The organism is Methylophilus sp. DMC16, from assembly GCF_056314045.1.
Map to the genome: position 1 here is coordinate 81,095 of NZ_JBQUZC010000002.1, position 22,180 is coordinate 103,274.

A 22,180-nucleotide genomic window follows, 5' to 3' on the forward strand; every position below is an offset into this window, starting at 1 on the left:
CAAAACCACCTGATTTAGGTGGTTTTGTCTTTATTGGAAGCTTTCACGCATGTAGATGATGGGCGCTTTGTAGATGCCAAAGGAGGCGCGCCCCACCGGGTCCGAGGTACCAAACCAATCTGATTTGCCGCCACCAATAGCACTGACCGTACCGGCATTGCTTTGACAAGTGACCTCCCCAGGAACAGCGTTGTCCAGATTTATTTCAAGATCAACACTCCCGACATTGGGCCGCCCATCAGACCCCACTTTGGGCGCTGACAGAATGGCTTTCACCAAGCCGTTATTCGCAGTATAAGTACCATTCATAAAGGTCTCGCATGCCGCCAGGTTACCCTTATAGTTTTTCATAACGATGCTTTTGCTATCAATGGTGGTACATGCATCACCCTGACTACGCACATAAAAGCCATCTTTATAATATTGCGCTTCAATCGGCACTGGCAAAGCCAACAGCTCAGAACCATGAGCCGGGATGACTGCCAGACGTCCATAACGGAAAGCGATCCCACCACTCGTCAATGCAGTTTGTGTAGAAGTCACATTGTCACTGTCTTGCGGCTGTGCCGAGATCACCACACTTTGCTGATTGATGGCAGAAGACGGTCGGGATAATTTATGTCTGACACGAACACTGGTAGTCCCATTTCCCCAAATCGGCGCTGTGTTGTCTGTTGTTTTGCTAATCGCTGGGTTTGCAGCACTCGCACTTAGGGTTGCACCATTGGACGGCGAAGCGCTAAATCGGTACAAACTATAATTTATCAAATCCAGCCGTGCATAATTACCTGTGTAGTTTTGTGTGGTGTTGCCAGCAGCGTTCAAGGCCGTAATGCTGAAGGGTGTAATAAATCCAGGTGCTGCACTGCTTGCAGTGGTATCTTGACCATAATACACAAAGTTGCCACACGCCAGCGTCACCGGACTAGAAGCATCCACCCGAAAACTGTTGGGGATAAAACGACCAAAATAATTTGTGTCTGTGGTATTGCCGAAACGGCAGCCGTATTTTGGCGGCGTCCCTGCGCCGCCATTATCAAACGGACTCCCACTGTTATCACAATCGCCTTTGGATTGATCAACCGCAGTGAAAGTATCGTCGTACAAACCTTGCGGTGAAATTTTAAAATGCCCAACTTCGGAGTAAGTAAAGTTGGTTCCGGTGCTGGCCCCAGAACTGGCTGCAGCAAATGACCCGGCCACCTGCCCCACGACGGGTGCGCCTGGGTGAGCAGCCAGCAAGGCATTGGATATTTTTGGGGTGCCGTTATAGCCCTGTTCGCCACTAGAAACAGTCAGACTGAAATTATCAGCCCCCGCCTTGAACACAGGGCTCACTGTACTGCTTGGTGAGCTTGAGCTTGCTGTATTGGTATTGGTCACAGCCAAGGATTGTGGCCGAATGGCAAAATTATCAGACGAACACCCCGATTTGTTCTGACCTGGGTCGCGTACCTGACAGCGCAAGTTAGGATAAGCCCTGGGGACATCTGTTGCACTGAAAGTCACCTTTTTACGTCCACCATCTGAGGCTGCAAAACTAACATCTTTAGTGACGACAATATTTGTACTGCATGAGCCATTGCTATCTGTCACCAAATCAACTTTTAAGCCTGAAGAATTATAGCCACTCGACTGGGCGCCACTTGAGAGCAGCGCAACCACATCCAGATCAAAAGACTGTGCTAGGATTTTTGTGTAAATCGGATTACGTGCCGATGAATTGCTATTCAAATTATTATAAGTCATCCCGCTTTCCATACACTCATAGGTACTCACGCATGGCGTATTTGTCATTGTAAAGCTACAACTTTGCGAGTTATTTGCGGTGTTCCAGCACTTGATACCATTCATCGGGCCTTTGGTGAGACCGCTTGCTCCCAAGGTATAAGTAGCTGCAGCGCTACCTTGTAAGGTAAGGGTGTCAATGGTGCGGGCATTCCCGACCTCAAACTGGGCGTCCGGCGTCACTGTGACGGTTGGAGAACTGGGAGAGATGGTCAGCGTACCAGTAAGGCTTCCTGAATTGATGAGCTGATCATCCGGACAAGGCATGGTAGAAACCAAACAAGCCATGACCTGAATATCGACCGGACATAAAGAGGAACTGCCAGGGTGGCGGATTTCCAAATGATCATAATCAGGCACTAAGGTTGACCCAACCACAAAGTCATAGCTGAATGTGTATGTTCCAGGTAAAGTAAAATCGTACTCGATCGCAGCGCCGGTATCAGTCAAGGTTGTATTGACGGTATTCGATAATTGGTCTGATTTACCAATCGCACATGCACTGGAATTACTACTTGACCAGAAAGTTTGCCAGTTGCCTACGCAATAACGACTAAACTTTCCATCACGCTCTCTAAAACTTTCAACGACATCCAGGTTTGCAGGCAAACTTGTACTAGAAGGGCACTGCACATTCGTATTTCCGCTCCCAGATGAACAACTACCGGCATAAGGATAAGTCCCAGCGACTTGTTTACCGTTTGTATCCACGTAACGGACACCACAGCCACAGTCAGAGCCGCCCAAATAGGTATCAACTGCATGATAATACCTTACCGGGTTTGTTGAGCTGACTGGATATAAAGGGGGGATATAAATGCTCACTTTGGCTGTGACAAAGTCATAAGGATAGGTGTAACTCCAATCAATAGTGATTTGAGGCCCGCCGCCGATATTGTTCGCAGGAACAGTGAACTGCGAACGAGTTGTCTGCGCATTTCCAGCGGATGCGTTGGCCGGCGTCACCGCTGTCATTGCTTGCGTTGTATAGTTTCCTGGTGCGTTGTAGGCAAAGTGATCAGGGCCATAAATAGTATTATTGCCACGAATATAAATCCCGTTATCTAACCTGTTATTGGCTGGTGTTCGGTCAGGTTGATAAAGCTGGCCGCTACTATTGAGCCTTTGCACTTGAATTTGTGAGTTATCATTGATGAATATTTTCAATCCATTTGAAGAGTCAGAACCGCCGTTGGCGTTTAAAGTAACCGTTGCCGCTTTTGTCGCTTCAGCAGAAAACAAGCTGACCAGACACAAAAGCCATATCACTACTGTTGCATGCTTCCATCTAAACACGGTCATTTTCCTCTAACTACACTCTTCTGTATCCATCAGGCAACGACTCAAGCTCACTGTGACTTTGCGCTCAATATAATCAAGCGCGCCAGCCGCTCCTTTTGAGGCGGTAGCGGTAATGGTATACATGCCGATATTCTGTGTCCCTGCCCGGTCTTGTGGCATCGGGTTTGTTTGATTACATGTCAATGCAATGTTAAAGCCATTAATCGTAAACGGATTAGGCGGTGTTGGGCAGGATTGCATTGATGTCGTCCCTGGCGCAATCACCTGATAAGCCGCCCACTCGACGCCAGCCTTGGCAGCCAGGTAAGCTTGTGCACCTTGCACATCCTGTATCGAGCCTTGATTGGCCAACAATGACAGCCGCATGGAATAACCCACAAGCGACGCCAATATCACCATTAAGAAGATTGCCACAGGCAACATAAATCCTTTTATGCGATGAAGCGTATTTTTCATGGCGAATTCACCACATTAATCAGGTTAACCAGGCGCACAACGCCACCATTTTTACTGAGCTCTAGCTGTGCTGTTACCACGCCGCTATGCTGCATCACGCCTTCTGTATAAGTAAAACTGCAGCCCGTGACATCTTGCGCAACGATACTAGGGGTGAGTCCGGCAAAGTTTGACGGATGGGCAGATGGAATTGCGTAGTTTGAATACATCAACAGACGGCGGTTGGCTAAATCACAGACATAAAATACGGCCCCGTTCACCACATAAAAACGGCTACCCGGGGAGGGTAATGGAAAGGCTGAACCGCTAAATGAGAGCGTGCTGAGATTAGTGCCAGTGCTGGTTAAGGAACGAATCGTATCCCCCGCATACACATCTGCTCCTTGAATACCAAGGTTATAAATCACTAACTGGTCGCCAGAATCTACAGAAGGCACAGGGTCGCCGAGTACGTTAAAAGTGTCATTCGCACTTACAAAATCCAGCGTATCCTGCTGGTAGCGGCCGCCAGCTTTGATCGGCACAAACTCTACATAGGAATTATCAGCAGCCACCCAGACACTATTGGGCAAGGCGTTGCGGATATCTCGTGACATGCGGCGCAATGAGATATCGGCGCGATCGGCGAGCTCATAATAAGCCTCGGAATTCACATAAGCCAAAATGGAATTTTTGATAAAGGTGACGGAAATACCGCCGAGAATTGCCATCACCACAATGACGATGACCAACTCCACCAAGGTGAAGCCTGAAATAGCAGATTTGGGTTGGTTAAATTCTCGGCGCATAACGAACCCTGTATCCAGTCAGCCGGATGGTAGTGTCTGCGGGACCTGTCACTGTCACCGTAATCACAATCTGTAACACCGCATCTGCTGGCAGCGCTGCAAAAGCACCACTCCCGCCCGCCTGAGTAATTGCAACGGATGCCGCGTAAGGATTTAAGCCCGGTAACGCCGTCGCGTTACCAATGCGGCAAATCCCGGCACAGCCACTGCCAGGCATCGCAAAACCGCCATAATCGGCCACATTATCAAATGGATCGGTGGCACTGTAACGGCTCTCCGTAGAGGGTGTAGGGCCATTTAAGGTCGCATTTTGTGGATTGGTACAATCGCCATAACTTGTCGCCGTAGACGCATTCGGGTCATCGGGATCACAATAAGTAAAAGGCATTTGCTGGACTTCTTGCATCAGCGACTCAGCAATCGCGATTGCTTGCTTGCGCGCCAGTGGATCTGCAGAATGACGTCCCATAAATGAGAGCGCACCGATAACACCGGCGATGGCGGTGGTGACAATCACCATAAACACCACCATCTCCACCAATGAAAAACCTGCTTGCAAGCGCATGCACAATTTGCCTGGTTGTCTGTAAGAGTGATGTTTGTTGTGATGCATTGTTATTATCCAGCCTGTAACTGGTGGACTGATCAGTGTATGTATCCGGTATCCGCCTCAACAGTCACGGTCACAGATTGCGCATTATTTTTCTTGTTGGTCGCTTTATAGTTAACCGTAGAATTAGGCACCACCCGCCCGAGTGCGTCAAAGCCCACGCTGGCATTATCTGAGGTGATATCCACATTCTTGCTGCTTGTGAACACGTATGCCGCAGCTGTTTCAGGATTAATTACCATCTGATTGCAAGCGGTATCGAAACATAAGCTGACCGTATCTGGGACCGCATTATTATGAATCACATATACATTGCGACGTTGAGCGATTGCCGTTTTTTGCGCATAGCGTAATGTAGATGAAAGTAAACCCGCGTCACCGCGGGTTTCGAAGATGTCAGTATTTGCAAATCTAGGCATGGCTATCACTGCCACAACAGATAACACAGCAATTACAACAACCAATTCAACAAGCGTAAACCCTCTCATACTGGCCTAGCTTATAAGTCAGAACCTATTAGTCCTTTTAATTCGTACAAGCACTATTATCTACTGTAGCTGTTCCGCTAGCTGCGACATAACTCACGGTTACAGTACATGCACCAGAGCTTTTGCTGAAAATACCAGTTCCAGCTCCGGTTTCAGTAAAATCGCCAGTATCTTGAAGTGCTGATTTAATGCTTGCGGCAACAGGCCATCCTGTTGTCGCATCGACTGTGACATTCACGCCATCCATTACCACGGTTGTACCTGTGCTTCCACTTGCAATCCACGAAGCTCGCGCCATATTCGCCGCAGACCTTATAGAGGCTTGCAAACCAGCCCCAGATGCAATAAGCGCTTTACTCTGCACATTTACGAATCTAGGTAAGGCAGTCGCTGCCAAAATACCAAGGACTGCGATCACAACAACCAATTCAACCAATGTAAAACCAGCTTGTTTTTTCATTACTCAAACTCCTAATCAAAATGCCCTGCCGTTCTTATCACAGTGGCAGGTTAACACTGCGTTAAATAGTCATTAGCAAATACTATGCCAGACAATTTTGGTCCATTTCTATGCAGCGATGGCTAAAGCCTGACAACGGATTTTTAACCACCTTTTAACATTACGGAACTCATATCCCAAATAGGTAAGAACACTCCTAATGCAAGTACTAGCACAAGCACGCCTAAAAATAATATGAGAATAGGCTCAATCTGAGCACCCAATGTTTTGACGTCATACTCCACATCCGCCTGATACATATCGGCAATTTCCTGCATTAATGTATCCAGCGAGCCTGACTCTTCGCCAACGGCGATCATTTGTAAAACGAGTGAGTTGAACACGCCGGTTTGCGTAGCGGTTCTTAGTATGGTTTCGCCGCGCTCAATGCCTGCAGACATGCTTAAGATTTTTGCTGAAATATAGTCGTTTTCGACGGTTTGTGACACTAGCCTTAACGCTGACAGAATGGGCAAACCACTGCGTGTAGACAACGCAAAGCTACGTGCAAAACGGGCCATGGTGCCTTTAAAAATAATTTTACCGGCAATCGGGATACGCATTTTGATACGGTCCCAATTTGACCGACCACTTGCCGTTTTAACATAAGCTTTAAAAGACCAACCTGCCACGGCTATCATGCCAATCAGCACAAACCAGTAGTTGCGCATAAAGCTTGAAAACGCAATCAGAACTTTAGTGATGAACGGCAAATCAGCATGCATGCTGGCAAACACTTTTTCAAACTGCGGAATCACCATAACGTTAATCACCACAATGGCGATCGCCATCGCAGTAATCACGAACATGGGATACTGCAAGGCCGACTTGATTTGTCCACGCATAAAGCGGTCAAACTCGATATGCTCGGACAGACGCAGAAAAATATTGTCCAGGTTACCTGTGGTCTCCCCCACGCGGATCATGCTGATATAAAAGCCATTGAATACCTTGGGGTGCTCAGTCATGGCAACCGACAATTCACGGCCTGAGTCCAGGCTCACTCGCAGTTGACCCACCACTTGCGCCAACTTAGGGTTGCCTACTGAGCTTTGAATGCCTGAGAGGGCGCGCATAATCGGGATACCGGCTTTAAGCAGGGTATACATCTGCTTGCTGAAAATCATCACCTCAAGACTGGTGATTTTTTCTTCAAACAGATTAATCGCAACAGCACCCGTTTTCTTGGGCTTAATTTCAACTGGCGTAATTCGGGTACCAATTAACGCGGCGCCCAAGGCATCGGCATCGGCGGCTTCTTGTACCCCAGTCACCATCATGCCATCTTCGGTGCGCCCTTTGTATTCAAATAATGGCATAGGCGTTATTCTTCAAACTGGTTATCGACACGCATGATTTCTTCCAGCGTGGTTTTACCTTCAATCGCCAATTGCAGCGATTGGTCGCGCAGGGTTTTACCTTTGAGACGTTCACGCGCTTTTTTGATAAAGATATTGGTATCCGGCATGTTGGCTGCCATTGCCAGCTCATCGGTCATTTCAAGAAACTCATACAAGCCTACCCGCCCCAGATAACCGGTACGGTTGCAATGCTGACAGCCTTTGCCATGGCGGAAGTTGGTCGGTAAGGTTGCATCCGGCAACACCTGATTGAGCCACACTGTTTCACTCTCTGTAGGCGCATGCGCTTCAGCACAGTGCGGGCAAATCAGCCTCACCAGACGTTGCGCCATGACACCGAGCAAGGACATGGCCACCATGAAACGCGGCACGCCCATGTCGATCAAACGCACCGGAGCAGTTGAGGCATCGTTGGTATGCAACGTGGAGAGTACCAGGTGACCAGTCATGGAAGCGCGCAGACCCGTTTGTGCAGTTTCTTCATCTCGCATCTCGCCCACCAGCACAATATCTGGATCCTGACGCAAAATGGCACGTAGCAACTTGGGGAAATCCAGCTCGATTTTTTCATTGACCTGCGTCTGAATAATGCCGGGTAAACGGTACTCCACCGGGTCTTCCACCGTAATGACTTTAGTTTCGGGGGTATTAAGCTCACTCAATGCTGAGTACAAGGTCGTCGTTTTACCACTCCCGGTAGGCCCGGTGACCAACACCATACCACTGGGGCGGTTAATCATTTTTCTAAAGCGTGCGAGTAAAGCAGGCGGCATGCCCAGTTTATCAAGCTGAAAATGGGCAGTGTTCTGAATCAGCAGACGCATGACCACCGTTTCGCCATACTGCGTTGGCATGGTCGAAATACGCATATCGACCGCCTTACCTTTGACTGAGAAGCCAAAACGACCATCTTGTGGCAGGCGCTTTTCAGAAATATCCAAGCCAGCCATGATCTTGAGACGCATGACCAACGCAGTGGCAATTTTGATATCTGCCTGGGTTTGAAAGTGCATGACACCATCAATCCGAAAGCGGATCAGCAGCTTGTTGTCTTGCGGCTCAATGTGCACGTCAGACGCTCGCACTTGCACCGCGTCCTCAAAAATCGTCTGCAACAGCTTGACCACAGGCGCATCGTCTACGCCCAGGTCTACGCCCATCATGCTTGAGAGATCGGCATTGCTGTCTGCCAGGTCCTCTTGCAACTCAAGCGCCAGTGAAGAAATCTGCTCAGTCTGGCGATAGGAACGATCAATGGTCTGCATGAGCAGACTCTCTTGCACCACGACGATATCAATATCACGCCTGAGCAGCCTGACCAATTCGTCATAGGCATAGACATCCGAAGGGTCAACCATCGCCACCAGAATGCTGTCTGGGCGCTCTTCGAGCAAAATGGCACGGAAACGACGTGCCTGCACTTCAGGGAGTTTTTGAACCTGCTTGGGATCCAGCTCATACTGGCCAAGATCCAGGAAAGGGATATTGAGTTGATGTGCAACGGCTTCAGCAATTTGCCGCTCGTTGGCATAGCCTTTTTCAGCAATCACCCGTCCAAGGCGGCGGCCTGTCTTGCGCTGCTCTTCCAGCGCCTGATCCAGTTCAGCTTGGGTCATGAAATTCTGTCTGACCAGAATTTCACCTAATCTAATTTTCTCGGGACGAGCCATGGCGTTGTAATTATTTATCTTGAGATACTTTCTCGACTATCATATCACCGTCATACTATCCTTGCGTAAGCAAACAAGCAGCCAAACATGTTTCATATCGTGCTTTTCGAACCCGAAATCCCGCCCAATACAGGCAACATTATCCGTCTCTGTGCCAATGCAGGTGCCAAGCTACATCTGGTCAAACCACTGGGTTTTGAACTTTCAGATAAACAGTTAAAGCGGGCTGGGCTGGACTACCATGAATATGCAGCGTTGACCGTGTATGAAAACTGGGCGGAATGCCAGCAAGCGCTGCATGGAAAACGCATGTTTGCCTTGACCACCAAAGGCAGCACGCGCCACAGCGATTTGCAGTTTAAAGACGAGGATGTATTTGTGTTTGGACCAGAGTCACGTGGCTTGCCAGAAGAAATTCGCGCCCAATTTGCAGCAGAGCATCGTGTCAGATTGCCAATGTTGCCGCATAGCCGTAGCCTGAATTTATCCAACTCAGCCGCAATTTTGCTGTATGAAGCCTGGCGACAAGTCGGGTTTACCGGTGGTGTTTAAAATCACCTTCTAAAACCTATAGACAAAAAAAGCCCCGATTAAGGGGTAAATCGGGGCAATAGGCCTCATCGTAAAGGCTTCCGCTCAGGGAGGAAAGAAGCGGAAAGATGATTCATCATCATCGTGCAAGTATGAGTGTGAGAGGTTTTAAAAAGTTCCAGAAAAATGTTGAGTGCAACGATTTGCCGACTACAAGCGCATGCTTAGACTGCGCCTGAAACGCTGCATCATGCGATAATAACGGCATGTATTCTGAAAATAATCTGTTACAGGGCCTGAATGATAAACAACTGCAAGCGGTCACCCTGCCGCATGTCTCGGCACTCATTCTAGCCGGGGCCGGCAGTGGCAAAACCCGCGTGCTCACCACGCGGATTGCCTGGTTGATCCAAACCGGGCAAACCTCCCCCATGGGCCTGATGGCAGTGACGTTTACCAACAAAGCTGCCAAGGAAATGCTGACCCGCCTCACCAGCATGTTGCCGATCAATACACGCGGCATGTGGGCAGGCACCTTTCACGGCTTGTGTAACCGTATGTTGCGCGCGCATTACCGTGAAGCGGGCTTACCCAATACCTTTCAAATTTTAGATACCGCCGACCAGCTTTCTGCCATCAAGCGCGTGATGAAACTGATGAATGTGGATGATGAAAAATATCCACCCAAGCAGGTGATGGGCTATATCAATAGCTGCAAAGAGGAAGGCCTGCGTGCGGATAGCGTCGATGCTTACGACGGCCATAGCCAGAAACTGCGCGAAATTTATGCGGCCTATGATCAGCAATGTAACCGCGAAGGCGTGGCCGATTTTGCCGAGTTATTATTGCGTTGCTACGAGCTGCTTGAGCGCGAACCGCACATCCGTGCGCATTATCAGCAACGCTTTCAATATATCCTGGTCGATGAGTTTCAGGACACCAACCGGCTGCAATACCTGTGGCTAAAACTGTTAGGCGGCGCACATAACAGTATTTTTGCCGTCGGGGATGACGACCAGAGCATTTACGCATTCCGTGGCGCACGCGTCGGCAATATGAATGACTTCCAGCGCGACTTCAACGTGCAGAATATCGTCAAGCTCGAAGAAAACTACCGTTCGCACAGCAACATCCTCGATGCCGCCAACGCCATCATTGCCAACAACCGCAACCGTTTGGGTAAAAACCTGTGGACCTCGGCCGGCAAGGGCGAGCCGATTCGCATTTATGAGGCTTACAACGATACCGACGAAGCGCAGTTTATTGTCGATGAAGTGAATATGCTGCAAAAAGAAGGCGTGCCCTTGGGCGAGATGGCCCTGCTCTACCGCAGCAATGCGCAGTCCCGCATCCTCGAACATACCCTGTTTTCGGCCAACATCCCTTACCGCGTGTATGGCGGCCTGCGCTTTTTCGAGCGGGCTGAAATCAAACACGCTTTGGCCTACATGCGGCTGATTGCCAACGCCAACGACGACACGGCCTTGTTGCGTATTATTAACTTCCCGCCCCGCGGCATCGGCGCACGTGGCCTAGAACAACTGCAAGAAGCTGCGCGCCAAAATGAATGCAGCTTATGGCAAGCCGCCACCAACAAAGTGGGTGAAGGCAAGCTAGGCAGCAAAGGCTTAGATGGCTTTGTGGCCCTGATCCGGCAAATTGTTGACCAAGGCTACGGCATCACGCTGGGTGAAATGGCAGAAATGGTCATCAACCTGAGTGGCCTGATGGCGCACTACCAAAACGACAAAGAAGGCGAAGACCGCATTGAAAACTTGCAAGAGCTGGTGACGGCTGCGGTCGCCTTTAGCAAGCAGGACTTGGGTAACCATCACAACATGGAGGAAGATGCCGACCTGCTGACCCAGTTTTTGAACCATGCCAGCCTAGAAGCAGGCGACCATCAGGCCGACGTTGGTCATGAGGCCCTGCAACTGATGACCGTGCATGCCGCCAAAGGCCTGGAGTTTCAGAGTGTGTTTATCAGCGGCGTCGAAGAAGGCCTGTTCCCACACGAGCAAGCTGCCTATGAAAATGGTGGCCTTGAGGAAGAGCGGCGGCTCATGTACGTCGCTGTCACGCGCGCGCGCCAGCGCTTGTATATGACATATGCGCAAAGCCGCATGCTGCATGGACAAGTTCGCTACGGCATCCCTTCACGCTTTGTCGATGAAATCCCTGCCGAACTCACCAAACGCCTGAATAGCAAACCGGCTGCCAAACCTTATGCGGCAGGCGGTCAATACACCATGCCAGCTGCACAACCGGCAAGCACCCAGTCCAACTATCCGTTCAAGATTGGTCAAAGTGTGCGCCACAGCAAATTTGGCGAAGGGGTTGTGGTTAGCTATGAGGGGAACGCCAGCGATCTGGCGGTGAAAGTGAATTTTGGCAGCGCCGGATTAAAAACGCTGATGCTGGAATACGCCAAGCTCGAAAAAATCTGAGGTCGTTTACGCCTGTTATCTAGGCCTCGGGGCAGTAACCTCACGGACCGTCTGTTGATACGCCTCAAGTTGAGGTTTCATTCGTCTCAGTTGTTACGTTCAACCATTTCAAGCTAGCTTGCAGCACAAGATATTGTCATAAATATTTCATCCAATCTTGACATTTCCTTGATCAAGAATCTTCACGCTTCGTCGATACTGCTAGCATGATTTATGCTGCCCCCAATACCGAAATTGAAGCCATCCTGGCACAGAGAAACCTGTTGCCCTTGTTTCAGCCCATTATTGATATCAAGCAAGCGCAGGTGTTTGCGCATGAGGCACTGATTCGCGGACCACTGGAGTCCAAACTACATGCGCCGATTGCCTTGCTCAATGCAGCCAAGTTATGTGGGCGGGATATCGAGATGGAGTCTATCGCGCGCGATGTGATTTTTGAAGAATATCGCCGGGCGAACCATGCCATGCCACTGTTTGTAAACTTTAGCCCGGATGCCTTGCTGCACAGCGAAAGTGACTGGTCATTAAGCTTGGCGCAGCTGGAGAACTATCAGCTTGCAGCCAGCGATATTGTTATCGAAATCACCGAGAGTTCCACCATACGCGATTACGCCGAACTCAAAGAGGCGGTCACCAAACTCAAGGCACTCGGGTTTAAAATCGCGCTCGATGATCTGGGTGAAGGGACTTCAAGTTTGCGTTTGTGGTCTGAGCTGTCACCGCACTATGTCAAAATCGACAAGCATTTTATTGCCAACATCCACAACGATCCGATCAAGCTGGAATTTGTCCGCGGCATTCAGAAAATTGCGCTGGAGTCTAACACGCTGACGATAGCCGAAGGCATAGAAACCAAAGAAGAACTGGCGGTCATCAAAGACTTGAAAATAGACTATGCCCAGGGCTACCTGCTGGGCCGTCCGTTCCCAAAATTTCAGGCGACTTTGTCCGAGGAAGTGAGCACCCTGCTCAACAAAAACATTATTCGTTTATTTGCGGACCAGCAAACCATGGTCTCCAAACAAGCGACCGTGTCCGGGCTCACCAGCTATCAAGTGGCGGCGCTACCTGAAATGACCAATGAAGAAGTCTATGACTGGTTTCATCATGACAACAATCTCAACTCTATCCCGGTCACCGACCATAAAGGCAAGCCGCTGGGGCTGATCAGCCGTTATGACACCATAGACCGCTTTGCGCGGCGTTACCAAAAAGAATTACATGGCAAGAAATCCTGCACCACATTTATGGATACGCAATGCCTCATCATCCAAAAGGACATGCACATCCTGGCTTTGAGCGAGCTGATCCTGCAAGCCGATCCCAAGTATTTACTGAACGGCTTTATTATTGTCGACGGCGAGCGTTATGTGGGCATGGGCAGTGGTCACGCGCTATTGCGCGAAGTGACCAACATGCAGATTCATGCCGCACGTTATGCCAACCCCCTCACCCTGCTCCCGGGCAATGTGCCAATTAATGCCCATATCGACAAGCTGCTGGAACGGCGCATAGCGTTTGTCGCCTGTTATTGTGACCTTGATCATTTCAAGCCATTTAACGATGCCTATGGTTATCGCCGCGGCGACGAGGTGATACAGTTTGTCGGGCGCATGCTGAGCAGCATGGTGAACCATGAGCATGACTTTGTCGGCCATATCGGCGGTGACGACTTTGTGATTGTGTTTCAGAGTGAAGACTGGGAACGGATATGCCGCGACATTCTGGACACGGTGGCGAAGGTCATGCCAGACTTTTATGACCTCAAGGATGTGCAGTCAGGTGGCATTCATATTGAAGACCGCTTGGGCAATGAACACTTTTTCCCGTTTGGCAGCTTATCCATTGGCGCAGTGAGAGTTAGCGCCGAGTTTTTTGCCAGCCATCATGAAGTGGCTGGCGCCATGAGTCATGCCAAAAAGCAAGCCAAAAAGATTGTCGGTAACAGCCTGTTTACCGAGCGCCGCAAGCGATAACGTTGCAAGCAGCAAGCCATTAAACGCTGGCCTCGACTTGTGGTGCGGCCCTGAAGGCATCTTTGTAGCTGATATATTGAAAGGCAAACATCAGCGCATTGATGACCAGCAAGGCAATAAATACCAGCAGCGGCATCAGCAGCTGCGTGACCGTTGGAATCAGCACGCCTAAAATGCCAATCACCAGCCCCAGTCCCAGCATTACCACCAGCATGCCCAGCATCATGACTAGCCAGGCTACGCCCATGGGCACGGTATATTGCAGCATGCCGGCGATACTGGATTTGATCGCTTTCACCAGCGGATAACCATTGAGGGCAATCAGCATGGGGGAAAACCAGGTGGCAATAAACAAAGGCAAGAGCAATAACAACAACTTCACAATAAATGACAACGCATTTTCAAGAAACTTGGTCATATGTGAATCACTCATGCCGGCTTTGGTCGGCGCATGCGAAATGAGCGAAGCAAGTTCGCTGCTGAGCAGATAAGTCGCCAACACGGCATAAATCAGGCAGCTAGCGCCCAACAGCAACAAAGGTTTCAGATGCAGCTTGAGATGTTGCCAGGCGTCACCGGGCGACATTTCACCGTGCATATCCACCTGACGGTAGAGCATCACAATCCAGGCCATGCAGACGGGCCAGATCACCACACTCACCATGCCTAGAAACCCCAGCAATGGCAAGGATGGCAACACCATAAAAATGAAGATGTAGGCCAGCGAGCACAACATCCAGATATGTGGTTGCGTTTTAAATAAAGCCAGGCTTTCTTTGACCCAGCGAATCCCGCGCTGGCTGTTTGTTTCTGTCATGTGACTCCCTTTTATAGCGCGACTAAGTAAGCGCTTGACGATTCAGCAATACCCGCTCGAAATGAGCCGGGTCTTTGGCATGGGTCAACTCCCCCGCCACAGGATAGTAAAAATCATACAGGCGCGATAGCCAAAAGCGCAAGGCAGCGCGGCGCAACAAGGCCGGCCAGAAGGATTTTTCTTCTGCAGTGAACGGGCGAACCGCGTGATAGGCATTCATGAACACGGCCAGCTTGTCATCGACAAACGCACCGTTAGCATCCACGCACCACTCATTCACTGCGATGGCCACATCGTAGGCCAGTACATCATGGCAGGCATAGTAAAAATCAATAAAGCCGCCCAACACATTGCCGTCAAACAACACGTTATCGCGGAACAAATCGCCGTGTATCACACCATGTGGCAGACCAGACAAATCCAGGCCATGCTGAAACTGCAACTCCTCTTGCAACAAATGCTGCTGTACGGGTGCAAGCTTGGGCATCACCTGCTGCGCTGTCATCACGCGCCAGCCCTGACCGCGCTGATTGTGTGATTGCTCATGAAACGCCATACCCGCCAGATGCATACGCGCCAGCGTCTGTGCCACGGCTTCAATCTGGGTCAGGTTAGGCTGACTGACATCACTGCCACGCAAGCAGCTCACCATCAGGGCAGGCTTGCCATGAATCCGGTGCAAGGCCACGCCTTCTTTATCGACAATCGGGCTTGGGCATTGAATGCCGTGCTGCGATAAATGCGTCATTAAGTGCACAAAATAAGGCAGCTCGTCAAAATCGTTTTTCTCGAACACAGTCAGCACAAAGCGTGACTCGCTGGTTTCGACAAAATAATTGGTATTGGTAATGCCAGCCGCAATGCCGCGCAAAGTTTGCAGCTCGCCAACATTAAAAGGCGCCAACCATAGGCGCACTTCATCCAGACTCAGAGTGGTAAAAACAGACATGTGGGTGACAACCCTACCCTTACGGGCAGGTCAAAAACATTTAGAAGCGGAAAAGAATCCATTTGGGCACGGACACCGGGCGAGAAGGACCATCATGCACCCACTCGCCATTACGGTCTTCCCGGTGCAGGTAGTAAGACTTGCCGCTCGGTGGTGTCACTTTCACCATATAGACCTCACCATTCAGGCTGTATTCCTCAACCTCGTTATCACCATCCTTGCGCTTGGAGATGGTCGGCTGGTCTATGGGTTGCCCTTCAATGACCTTGGGCGGAGAGGGAATGTCATCCAGCAACTCGGCATCTTTGGGGGCCGCAGCACTAGCCAGCATGGAAAAACTCGCAAGGCACAGTGTGGCCAGCATAAAACGGGAAACATTACGCATGGAAGACTCCTTAGTCAGTGATCGCTATTCTAGCAAAAGCCGTGCCGTGGCGGACATCCAGCGCTGAATAAACTTGTAAATATCCTGGCTTTGCGCGCAGCGATTACAGGTACAACTGCATCTTGCGCTCCGCTGGCGTCAATTCGAAGCCAGTGGTTTCATAATGTTTGAAAATCGCGTCCACGATCTGTTGCGGCTCATCAATCACTTGCACCAGGTGCATATCGGTCGGCGAAGCCATGCCTTCTGCCACCAGCGTATTGCGCAACCAGTCTATCAAGCCTGCCCAAAACTGGCTGCCGACCAAAATAATCGGAATCTTGCGGCTTTTGCCCGTTTGCACCAGCGTAATCGCCTCCATCAGTTCATCCAGTGTGCCAAAGCCGCCCGGCATAACGACAAATGCGCTGGCATATTTAACAAACATCACCTTGCGCATAAAAAAGTATTTAAAACTGATGCCGATATCCTGATAGGGATTGCCGTGCTGCTCGAAAGGCAACTTGATATTCAGCCCGACACTGGCGCCACGGCCTGGAAAAGCACCTTTATTGGCCGCCTCCATAATGCCTGGCCCGCCGCCCGAAATCACACTAAAGCCGGAGTCTGATAATAGTCGGGCAATTTCCTCGGTGCGTTGATAATACGGATGGTCAGGCTTGGTACGAGCACTGCCAAAAATCGACACCGCGGGCGTAATCGCCTTGAGGTTTTCAGTGGCGCCGACAAACTCGGCCATGATTTCAAAGGCATGCCAGGATTCATGGCTGGCACTATCGCCATTGAGCAACTCAGGCTCGACCATGGTTGGCAGCTTGGGGGTGGTCATCATTCAGTCCTTCAACAATCAAAACCAAATTAGTGTACATGAAGTGGCTTTGAAATGCGTAAAATACGCCATTGATTTGACTCTTGAGAACACACGATGAAAACCCTGCTGCTGGTCGATGGCTCCAGTTATTTATACCGCGCGTTTCATGCCATGCCGGATTTGCGCAACTCGGCCAACGAGCCGGTCGGGGCGATTCAAGGCGTGCTGAATATGTTGCGGCGCCTGCATAAGGACTATCCTTCTGACTATAGCGCCTGTGTGTTTGATGCGAAAGGCAAAACCTTCCGCGACGATCTCTACCCTGAATACAAGGCCAACCGCGCCAGCATGCCGGACGATTTGCGCGTGCAGATTGAACCACTATACGAAACCATCCGCGCCATGGGCTGGCCGCTGATTATTGAAGAAGGCGTTGAAGCCGATGATGTGATTGGCGCGCTGGCCAAGCAGGCCGAAAAAGAAGGTATCCGCACCATTATCTCGACTGGCGATAAAGACATCACGCAACTGGTGAATGAAAATATTACCGTGGTCAACACCATGCGTGATGCCTTCCGTAAAACCGATGATGTATTGGATATTGCCGGCGTAGAAAATAAATTTGGCATCCCGCCCAGCAAAATTATCGACTACCTGACACTGGTCGGGGATAGTGTAGACAATGTGCCTGGGGTCGAAAAAGTCGGCCCAAAAACGGCGGTCAAATGGCTGACAGAATATGGCTCTCTCGACAATATCATTGCCAATGCCGACAACATCAAAGGCGTGGTCGGCGAAAACTTGCGCAAAGCCCTACCCTGGTTACCCACGGCACGCGAATTGATCACCATCCGCTGTGATATCGGCATCCGTGAGCATTTTGATGAACTGATCCCCAAAGCCCCGGACAAGCCTGCGCTACTCGCGCTGTTTGACCATTTTGAGTTCAGAAGCTGGAAGCGTGACTTAGACAAATTGCCAGACGGTGCCACAGCACCATTGATTGAAAATTCAGTCCTACCGACCGTCGAGGAGCTTAGCGGGCAAGCCGGTGGCGATTACTCGCCGGATACGCGACGGCTTTACCAGACCATTTTATCGGACAGTGAACTGGAACCGTGGCTCACCAAACTGGAACAAGCCGCCCTGCTTTGCTTTGACACTGAGACGACCTCACTGGACCCCATGCAAGCCAAAATTGTCGGCGTCTCGTTCAGCGTCACGCCGGGGGAAGCGGCTTACATCCCGCTCACCCATGATTACTTTGATGCGCCTCCACAACTGGCTTTGACGGCGACCCTGGCCAAACTCAAACCCATCCTTGAAAACCCGGACATTAAAAAAGTCGGCCAGAACCTTAAATACGATATGCATGTGCTGGCCAATCATGGCATCACGCTGCAAGGCATTGCGCACGACACCCTGTTGCAATCGTATGTGTTTGAGAGCCACAAAGGGCATGGCATGGATGAGCTCAGCGAGCGCCATCTGGGCATTGCCCCCATCAGCTACGAAAGCGTGGCGGGCAAAGGCGCAAAACAAGTGTCGTTCAGCCAGGTCACCGTCGAGGTGGCTGCCGAATATGCCGCGGAAGACGCCGACATCACGCTGCAACTGCATCAGGCCCTGTACCCGCAAGTGACAGTCTCGGACAAACTGCGCTTTATTTATGAGCAGGTGGAAATGCCCAGCATGCAAGTGTTGCAACGCATGGAGCGCAACGGCGTGTTGATCGACAGCCACATGCTCAACCGCCAGAGCAATGAAATTGGCCTGCGTTTGATGGAGATTGAAAAACAGGCGTATGAGCTGGCCGGACAACCGTTTAACCTGGGTTCGCCCAAGCAGTTGCAAGAAATCCTGTTTGGCAAACTGGGCATCAAACCCTTGAAAAAAACGCCTTCTGGCGCCCCCAGTACCGACGAAGATGTATTGCAGGAACTGGCGCTGGATTACCCGTTGCCCAAGGTAATCTTGGAGCACCGCAGCTTGGCCAAGCTGAAATCCACCTACACCGACAAGTTGCCGAAAATGATCAACGCGCAAACCGGGCGCGTGCATACCAACTACAACCAGGCAGTGGCAATTACCGGACGGCTGGCCAGCTCGGACCCCAACCTGCAAAATATTCCGGTGCGCACCGCCGAAGGCCGTCGCATCCGCGAAGCCTTTATCGCCCCGCCCGGTAGCCAGATCATCTCAGCGGACTATTCGCAGATTGAGCTGCGCATCATGGCGCATCTCTCACAAGATGCCGGAATGCTGACGGCCTTTGCCAATAACGAAGACATCCATCGCGCCACGGCCGCAGAAATTTTTGGCGTGGACAAAGCGGCCGTAGATAACGAGCAGCGACGCTATGCCAAAGTGATTAACTTTGGCCTCATCTATGGCATGAGCGCGTTTGGCCTGGCGCAAAACCTCAATATTGAGCGCGGCGCGGCGGCCAATTACATTGAACGCTATTTTGCGCGTTACCCCGGTGTCAAAGCCTATATGGAAAACACGCGCGCACTGGCCAAGCAGCAAGGCTATGTCGAAACCTATTTCGGCAGACGCTTATGGGTGCCTGAAATCAACAGCGCTAACGTACAAAGAAGAAACGGCGCCGAACGCGCCGCCATTAATGCCCCCATGCAAGGCACGGCGGCCGACCTGATCAAACTGGCAATGATCGCCGTCGACCAATGGCTGACCGAGCAAAAACTGCAGACCAAACTCATCATGCAGGTGCACGATGAACTGGTGCTGGAAGTGCCTGAACATGAACTGGCATTAGTCAAACAGACCTTGCCCGTGCTCATGCAAGAAGTGGCAACCTTATCAGTGCCGTTACTAGCCGAGGTCGGCGTGGGCAACAACTGGGAGAGCGCCCACTAGACAGTCGCCTGACTTACGGTCAATATGAGCCTATCTTTTTTAACTGTGGAGCTTGGGCATGAAATCATTAGCGATGGTAGGCATTATATTGATTGCAGTCGGCGCAGCTGGTCTGATTTTCAAAGGGTTTAGTTACGAGAGCAAAGAGACCGTAGCAAAAATCGGCTCTTTAGAGGCCAATGCAGAGATCACCAAAGAGGTGGAAGTCCCGCAAGCGCTTAGCCTGATTGTGATTGCGGCGGGGGCTGCCTTGTTGATCATCGGTTTGAAAAAGTAAATCCTCAAGCCAGGGTAGGCGTGGCGCTATCTGGACGTTTGCAGCAAGCGAGTCAGCTGAATCTGACAGGTTTTTCCTAGATGGGCTGACAGATGACAGGCGCAACTGTGCTTAGCATAGAGCTTCATCATAACAACAGGGGAGTACACACATGCTTTGGACAATTGTTGTAGGGATTATCGCGGGTTGGTTGGCAGGCTTGATCATGAAAGGCGATGGCTTTGGCCTGATTTGGGATTTGGTGCTTGGTATTGCCGGTGCAGTGGTTGGCGGCTGGCTGTTTGGCCTGCTGGGCTTGAGTGCCAGTGGCGGCATGATAGGCAGCATTATCGTCGCCACCATCGGTGCCGTCTTCCTGATTTTTATTTCCCGTCTGCTCAGGTCGGCATAAAGCAGCATTCACCCTTACTGCAGTACAGCCTAGCTGGAAAAAATGACTTTTCCAGCTTCGCCTTTTTTGGCCTGATACATCGCATTATCCGCCTTCTGCAGTAAGGCTTCGATGTCGTCGGCCGTTTTAGGCCAGTCATAGGCGATACCGATACTACAGCCTACCGCGATCTCCTGACCCGATTGCAACTTGATGGGCTGACTGATGCTTTCGACCAGCTTGCCTGCAACCATGCGGGCCAGCTCTTCCGGCTGGGAGGCAAAGGTCAGCAGAATCACAAACTCATCCCCGCCAAAACGACATACCATATCTTCTTCGCGCAACACATCAGGTAATCGTTGTGCGATGGCCATCAATACTTCATCGCCCACAGGATGGCCATGGGTATCGTTGACAGCTTTAAACCCATCGAGATCCACGAATAATAAAATAATGCCCCGTTGCGGCTGACTGCTTTGAAGCTGGCTGACAATGCCATGCATCATACTGAGCATGCCGCGCCGGTTGAACAAGCCGGTCAGCGGATCTTCGGTCAACAGTTTCTCTAAGGCGTTTTGCTGCTGGCGAAATACGGTTAAATCCATCAAAAAACTGATACAAAAATCCAGCTCATCTTCAATCACACGGGTCAGTGCAATCCGCAATGGAATTTCGCGCCCATCCGCATGTATCCCGTGACGCTCAGCGACCACTTTTCCAGCCTGGTCATGCTGCCTGCGTTTGCGCGAGAGCGTGCTGAGCTGCTTCCAGTCGGGGATCATTTTGCCAAGCGAACGGCCCACGATTGCCTGCGACTGAACACCAAACATCGCCTCAAAAGCGCGATTCACCATCTGGATATGCCCCTTGGCATCCGTAATCACAATGGCATCTATCGCGTGCTGAAAGATCACGCGCATTTGATGCTCCCTGAACTGTAACTCGCGGGCCAATTGCCGCTGCCGACTAATCATGGTTTGCGCCAGAATAGCGCCTAGCAAGGTCACCAAGCCCATGGTGACCAGCAAGGACAAATACAGCCGGTCTACGGTGGGCACAGGCTCATCAAACTGTATGGGGCCAGTAAAGCTGGCCGCAGCCATGCCCAGATAGTGCATGCTGGTAATGGCAGCCGCCATGACCAGACCACTGAACAGATGGCGCCAGGGCCGCAGGCGTCGCAAACGGTTACAGCGATGATGAAACCACAACGCCAGAATGGCTAGCATCACTGCTGAGCACACGGACACTAGCACCAGCCATGGATTAAACGCCATGACAGCAGCCGTTTGCATGGCCAGCATGCCGGTGTAATGCATCACCCCGATGCCCAGGCCGATCAAGGCGCCGCTAATGGTTAAATCGTAAGGAGATTTTTTTGCTTGCGCCACCCATTGCATGGATGCCCAGGAGGCAACAAATGCCGGCAACAAGGAGAGCAAGGTGATGACCAGCTCGTAACGTACCGTGGCACACAGCTCGAAAGCTAGCATGCCAATAAAATGCATGCCCCACACTGCCGATCCCATCGCCAGGCCACCGCCGAGCATGGTCAAGTGGCGGTCGCGCTTAAGTTTGAATTGCTGGGAGACCTCGGCCAGATGGATGGCAATCACAGAGGCCGTGAGTGCGATCAGGTAGGACAAGGCGACCATCGAGGGTTCATAGCGAGATGAAAGGATGGTGTCTGCTGGACTCACAAAATCAAAGAGAAAACTGTTCAATGGATTTCTTTCGATAATGTACTGATCACTGACTGAAAAGCTGGCTAGGCC

Annotated in this window: 19 protein-coding genes; 6 read left to right on the top strand and 13 right to left on the bottom strand. The window is 50.8% G+C overall.

Features of this window, described 5'->3' with window-relative positions:
- Positions 1-30: 30 nt before the first annotated feature.
- The 8 genes from ACT53D_RS08495 to ACT53D_RS08530 all read right to left on the bottom strand — a co-directional run bounded on the left by ACT53D_RS08495 (position 31) and on the right by ACT53D_RS08530 (position 8,908).
- Positions 31-3,090, bottom strand: coding sequence for a DUF6701 domain-containing protein (locus tag ACT53D_RS08495; protein WP_476155696.1), 3,060 nt, complete (start codon positions 3,088-3,090; stop codon positions 31-33).
- A 6-nt stretch (positions 3,091-3,096) separates the two neighbouring features.
- Positions 3,097-3,456 carry a hypothetical protein gene (locus ACT53D_RS08500; RefSeq protein ID WP_476155698.1) on the bottom strand — a complete coding sequence of 120 codons (360 nt, stop codon included), beginning with the start codon at positions 3,454-3,456 and terminating at the stop codon, positions 3,097-3,099.
- Positions 3,457-3,542: 86 nt separating this feature from the next.
- The gene (locus ACT53D_RS08505; protein ID WP_194748676.1) at positions 3,543-4,334 is read right to left on the bottom strand and encodes a prepilin-type N-terminal cleavage/methylation domain-containing protein; all 792 of its coding nucleotides are present in this window, start codon (positions 4,332-4,334) and stop codon (positions 3,543-3,545) included.
- Positions 4,318-4,899, bottom strand: coding sequence for a type IV pilus modification PilV family protein (locus tag ACT53D_RS08510; protein ID WP_476155700.1), 582 nt, complete (start codon positions 4,897-4,899; stop codon positions 4,318-4,320). The genes ACT53D_RS08505 and ACT53D_RS08510 overlap by 17 nt, the downstream gene beginning before the upstream one ends.
- 80 nt (positions 4,900-4,979) lie before the next feature.
- Entirely contained in the window at positions 4,980-5,432 is a 453-nt protein-coding gene (locus ACT53D_RS08515) for a GspH/FimT family pseudopilin (RefSeq protein WP_476155702.1), read from the bottom strand.
- A gap of 37 nt (positions 5,433-5,469) precedes the next feature.
- A complete protein-coding gene (locus tag ACT53D_RS08520; protein ID WP_476155704.1) occupies positions 5,470-5,892 on the bottom strand; it encodes a type II secretion system protein in 423 nt (140 codons plus the stop codon).
- 143 nt (positions 5,893-6,035) lie between these two features.
- Positions 6,036-7,250, bottom strand: coding sequence for a type II secretion system F family protein (locus ACT53D_RS08525; RefSeq protein WP_476155706.1), 1,215 nt, complete (start codon positions 7,248-7,250; stop codon positions 6,036-6,038).
- 5 nt (positions 7,251-7,255) lie between these two features.
- Positions 7,256-8,908, bottom strand: coding sequence for a GspE/PulE family protein (locus ACT53D_RS08530; RefSeq protein WP_476155708.1), 1,653 nt, complete (start codon positions 8,906-8,908; stop codon positions 7,256-7,258).
- Positions 8,909-9,049: 141 nt separating this feature from the next.
- Here ACT53D_RS08530 and trmL point away from each other — a divergent pair, with 141 nt between their 5' ends.
- From trmL to ACT53D_RS08545, 3 genes are all read left to right on the top strand, one after another.
- Entirely contained in the window at positions 9,050-9,514 is a 465-nt protein-coding gene (trmL, locus tag ACT53D_RS08535) for a tRNA (uridine(34)/cytosine(34)/5-carboxymethylaminomethyluridine(34)-2'-O)-methyltransferase TrmL (RefSeq protein WP_313985577.1), read from the top strand.
- A 245-nt stretch (positions 9,515-9,759) separates the two neighbouring features.
- Positions 9,760-11,940, top strand: a complete 2,181-nt coding sequence (uvrD, locus tag ACT53D_RS08540; protein WP_194748682.1) for a DNA helicase II — start codon at positions 9,760-9,762, stop codon at positions 11,938-11,940.
- Between the two features lie 206 nt (positions 11,941-12,146).
- Positions 12,147-13,916 (top strand): GGDEF domain-containing protein, encoded by a 1,770-nt coding sequence (locus ACT53D_RS08545; protein ID WP_194748683.1) that lies wholly within the window; start codon positions 12,147-12,149, stop codon positions 13,914-13,916.
- A gap of 19 nt (positions 13,917-13,935) precedes the next feature.
- On the opposite strand, the gene ACT53D_RS08550 is transcribed toward ACT53D_RS08545, so the two are convergent.
- The 4 genes from ACT53D_RS08550 to ACT53D_RS08565 all read right to left on the bottom strand — a co-directional run bounded on the left by ACT53D_RS08550 (position 13,936) and on the right by ACT53D_RS08565 (position 16,896).
- Positions 13,936-14,733 (bottom strand): BPSS1780 family membrane protein, encoded by a 798-nt coding sequence (locus tag ACT53D_RS08550; protein WP_275356333.1) that lies wholly within the window; start codon positions 14,731-14,733, stop codon positions 13,936-13,938.
- 22 nt (positions 14,734-14,755) lie between these two features.
- On the bottom strand, positions 14,756-15,682 hold the full coding sequence (locus tag ACT53D_RS08555; RefSeq protein WP_476155712.1) for a homoserine kinase: 927 nt from the start codon (positions 15,680-15,682) through the stop codon (positions 14,756-14,758).
- A 40-nt stretch (positions 15,683-15,722) separates the two neighbouring features.
- The gene (locus ACT53D_RS08560) at positions 15,723-16,067 is read right to left on the bottom strand and encodes a DUF2782 domain-containing protein (protein ID WP_194748686.1); all 345 of its coding nucleotides are present in this window, start codon (positions 16,065-16,067) and stop codon (positions 15,723-15,725) included.
- Positions 16,068-16,170: 103 nt separating this feature from the next.
- Positions 16,171-16,896: an LOG family protein gene (locus ACT53D_RS08565; protein WP_194749104.1), complete on the bottom strand. Its 726-nt coding sequence runs from the start codon at positions 16,894-16,896 to the stop codon at positions 16,171-16,173.
- A gap of 96 nt (positions 16,897-16,992) precedes the next feature.
- Here ACT53D_RS08565 and polA point away from each other — a divergent pair, with 96 nt between their 5' ends.
- From polA to ACT53D_RS08580, 3 genes are all read left to right on the top strand, one after another.
- Entirely contained in the window at positions 16,993-19,758 is a 2,766-nt protein-coding gene (gene polA, locus ACT53D_RS08570; RefSeq protein WP_476155714.1) for a DNA polymerase I, read from the top strand.
- A 58-nt stretch (positions 19,759-19,816) separates the two neighbouring features.
- On the top strand, positions 19,817-20,035 hold the full coding sequence (locus ACT53D_RS08575) for a hypothetical protein (RefSeq protein ID WP_228518837.1): 219 nt from the start codon (positions 19,817-19,819) through the stop codon (positions 20,033-20,035).
- A gap of 151 nt (positions 20,036-20,186) precedes the next feature.
- On the top strand, positions 20,187-20,426 hold the full coding sequence (locus ACT53D_RS08580; RefSeq protein WP_194748688.1) for a GlsB/YeaQ/YmgE family stress response membrane protein: 240 nt from the start codon (positions 20,187-20,189) through the stop codon (positions 20,424-20,426).
- A gap of 29 nt (positions 20,427-20,455) precedes the next feature.
- Here the strand turns inward: ACT53D_RS08580 and ACT53D_RS08585 are convergent, their stop codons facing one another.
- A complete protein-coding gene (locus ACT53D_RS08585) occupies positions 20,456-22,129 on the bottom strand; it encodes an MHYT domain-containing protein (RefSeq protein ID WP_476155716.1) in 1,674 nt (557 codons plus the stop codon).
- Positions 22,130-22,180: the final 51 nt, after the last annotated feature.

What these genes read in the sequence shown, in the direction of transcription:
- ACT53D_RS08495 (WP_476155696.1), bottom strand. Translation starts at nt 3,090, where the DNA reads ATGACCGTGTTTAGATGGAAGCATGCAACAGTAGTGATATGGCTTTTG.
- ACT53D_RS08500 (WP_476155698.1), bottom strand. Translation starts at nt 3,456, where the DNA reads ATGCGGCTGTCATTGTTGGCCAATCAAGGCTCGATACAGGATGTGCAA.
- ACT53D_RS08505 (WP_194748676.1), bottom strand. Translation starts at nt 4,334, where the DNA reads ATGCGCCGAGAATTTAACCAACCCAAATCTGCTATTTCAGGCTTCACC.
- ACT53D_RS08510 (WP_476155700.1), bottom strand. Translation starts at nt 4,899, where the DNA reads ATGCGCTTGCAAGCAGGTTTTTCATTGGTGGAGATGGTGGTGTTTATG.
- ACT53D_RS08515 (WP_476155702.1), bottom strand. Translation starts at nt 5,432, where the DNA reads ATGAGAGGGTTTACGCTTGTTGAATTGGTTGTTGTAATTGCTGTGTTA.
- ACT53D_RS08520 (WP_476155704.1), bottom strand. Translation starts at nt 5,892, where the DNA reads ATGAAAAAACAAGCTGGTTTTACATTGGTTGAATTGGTTGTTGTGATC.
- ACT53D_RS08525 (WP_476155706.1), bottom strand. Translation starts at nt 7,250, where the DNA reads ATGCCATTATTTGAATACAAAGGGCGCACCGAAGATGGCATGATGGTG.
- ACT53D_RS08530 (WP_476155708.1), bottom strand. Translation starts at nt 8,908, where the DNA reads ATGACCCAAGCTGAACTGGATCAGGCGCTGGAAGAGCAGCGCAAGACA.
- trmL (WP_313985577.1), top strand. Translation starts at nt 9,050, where the DNA reads ATGTTTCATATCGTGCTTTTCGAACCCGAAATCCCGCCCAATACAGGC.
- uvrD (WP_194748682.1), top strand. Translation starts at nt 9,760, where the DNA reads ATGTATTCTGAAAATAATCTGTTACAGGGCCTGAATGATAAACAACTG.
- ACT53D_RS08545 (WP_194748683.1), top strand. Translation starts at nt 12,147, where the DNA reads ATGATTTATGCTGCCCCCAATACCGAAATTGAAGCCATCCTGGCACAG.
- ACT53D_RS08550 (WP_275356333.1), bottom strand. Translation starts at nt 14,733, where the DNA reads ATGACAGAAACAAACAGCCAGCGCGGGATTCGCTGGGTCAAAGAAAGC.
- ACT53D_RS08555 (WP_476155712.1), bottom strand. Translation starts at nt 15,682, where the DNA reads ATGTCTGTTTTTACCACTCTGAGTCTGGATGAAGTGCGCCTATGGTTG.
- ACT53D_RS08560 (WP_194748686.1), bottom strand. Translation starts at nt 16,067, where the DNA reads ATGCGTAATGTTTCCCGTTTTATGCTGGCCACACTGTGCCTTGCGAGT.
- ACT53D_RS08565 (WP_194749104.1), bottom strand. Translation starts at nt 16,896, where the DNA reads ATGACCACCCCCAAGCTGCCAACCATGGTCGAGCCTGAGTTGCTCAAT.
- polA (WP_476155714.1), top strand. Translation starts at nt 16,993, where the DNA reads ATGAAAACCCTGCTGCTGGTCGATGGCTCCAGTTATTTATACCGCGCG.
- ACT53D_RS08575 (WP_228518837.1), top strand. Translation starts at nt 19,817, where the DNA reads ATGAAATCATTAGCGATGGTAGGCATTATATTGATTGCAGTCGGCGCA.
- ACT53D_RS08580 (WP_194748688.1), top strand. Translation starts at nt 20,187, where the DNA reads ATGCTTTGGACAATTGTTGTAGGGATTATCGCGGGTTGGTTGGCAGGC.